This is a genomic window from Anaerosacchariphilus hominis, assembly GCF_014290175.1.
Taxonomy (GTDB): domain Bacteria; phylum Bacillota; class Clostridia; order Lachnospirales; family Lachnospiraceae; genus Laedolimicola; species Laedolimicola hominis.
In genome coordinates, this window is sequence record NZ_JACOOR010000021.1 from 1 (window position 1) to 1,639 (window position 1,639).

Annotated in this window: 2 protein-coding genes and 1 pseudogene; 1 reads left to right on the forward strand and 2 read right to left on the reverse strand. The window is 54.4% G+C overall.

Annotation, left to right across the window (positions count from 1 at the left end; genetic code table 11):
* A partial coding sequence (locus tag H8S44_RS16060; protein ID WP_186997564.1) for a MobA/MobL family protein occupies positions 1-1,170 on the forward strand: 1,170 nt, incomplete at its 5' end.
* A 106-nt stretch (positions 1,171-1,276) separates the two neighbouring features.
* On the opposite strand, the gene H8S44_RS16065 is transcribed toward H8S44_RS16060, so the two are convergent.
* Positions 1,277-1,567, reverse strand: a complete 291-nt coding sequence (locus H8S44_RS16065; protein ID WP_002596328.1) for a type II toxin-antitoxin system YafQ family toxin — start codon at positions 1,565-1,567, stop codon at positions 1,277-1,279.
* A pseudogene (locus H8S44_RS16070) lies at positions 1,564-1,639 on the reverse strand (type II toxin-antitoxin system RelB/DinJ family antitoxin); the annotation flags it as partial. The pseudogene H8S44_RS16070 and the gene H8S44_RS16065, both read right to left, overlap by 4 nt.

The window sequence follows — 1,639 nt, forward strand, 5'->3', positions numbered from 1 at the left end:
GCAGCCCTGCCCCGTGAACTGTCCGGCGAACAGCAGCTTGCCCTTGTGCGTGCCTATGTGAAGGACAACTTTGTAGACAAAGGAATGTGCGCCGACTTTGCTATCCATGACAAGGGAACCGGCAACCCTCATGTCCATATCATGCTGACGCTCCGGCCTCTGAAAGAAAATGGCGCATGGGGCGCAAAGTGCCGCAAGGCATACGATCTGGACGAGAATGGACAGCGTATCCCGGATGGGAAAGGCGGTTGGAAAAATCATCGTGAGGATACAACCGATTGGAACGATAAAGGAAATGTGGAGATTTGGCGGGCAGCGTGGGCAGCCTACACCAACCGGGCGCTGGAATCTGCCGGTAGACCGGAGCGCATTGACCACCGCAGCTACAAGCGGCAGGGCATTGATAAGATTCCCTCTGTCCATCTGGGGCCAGCTGCCAGCCAAATGGAAAAGCGCGGTATCCACACCGACAAGGGCGAAGTAAACCGGCAGATCGCTGCCGACAACAAGCTGCTGAAAGAAATCAAAGCCCGCATTACCCGTCTTTATTGCTGGTCGAAAGCCGAAACGGAAAAACCACAAACACAGCAAAGCAGCTTGACAGCTTTGTGGGAGGCCCAGCAGCAGTTGGACGCTCCCCGCACCCGTACCGGAAAAATCCGGGCTTTGCAGGAAAGCGCTGCACTATTCAGCTTTTTGCAGGCAAACGGCATCCAGTCTATGCAGCAGCTTCATGAAAAAATCGCTGATATGAACAGCCATTACTATGACTTGCGTGGAAAGATCGTCAAGGCCGAGCGCCGGATCACTACCCTTACCGAGCGCGGGGAGATGTGGGAACAGTACAACCAGTACAAGTCCATCCACAAGCAGCTTGCCAAAGTAAAGCCGGAAAAACGGGAACAGTTTGAACAGCGCCACAGCCGGGAACTGATTCTGTATGACGCAGCGGCCCGGTATCTGAAAGACCTGAAAGACAGCGGCGAGGCAATCACCCCAAAGGCATGGCAGCGGGAAATCGACCAGCTGGCCGCTGGAAAGCAGACGGACACGCTTGCCATGAAATCCATGCGGGAGGATTTGAAAGCAGTGGAACGGCTCCGCAAAACCGCCGAGCAGTTGTCCAGACAGGAACAGGACAAGTCTCACGACCGGGAGCCGGAGCGGTAAAAGATACTGCATTTTGGCGTACCCCTGTCAAGTGCGTCGCGTTTCACGACATACCTTTGCATACAGAAAACCGCCGTACAGGTTTCCCCATACGGCGGCAGACTGTTTATTTGCCGAACAAGTCGCTGTGTGTGCCGGTGCGGGCCAGCGTCAGCACCAGAACATCATCTTCTATGCGGTAGACAAGCAGCCAGTCCGGGAGAATGTGACATTCCCGATGGCCTGCCCAATCGCCGGACAGGTCATGGTCACGGTTCTTATCCGGCAGCGGTTCGCCCATCGCCAGCAACGCTACGACCTGCTCCAGCAGTTCGATCTTCAAGCCACGCTTGATGGCTCGTTTGTAGTCCTTTTTGAAACTGGTCGTGTACTTGACGGTATATTTGGTTTCTTTCATCTTTTCAGGTCAGCAAATAACTCGTCAAGGTCATTGTAGCCCTTTACAGACGGGTCTTTTGCAATCCTTTCC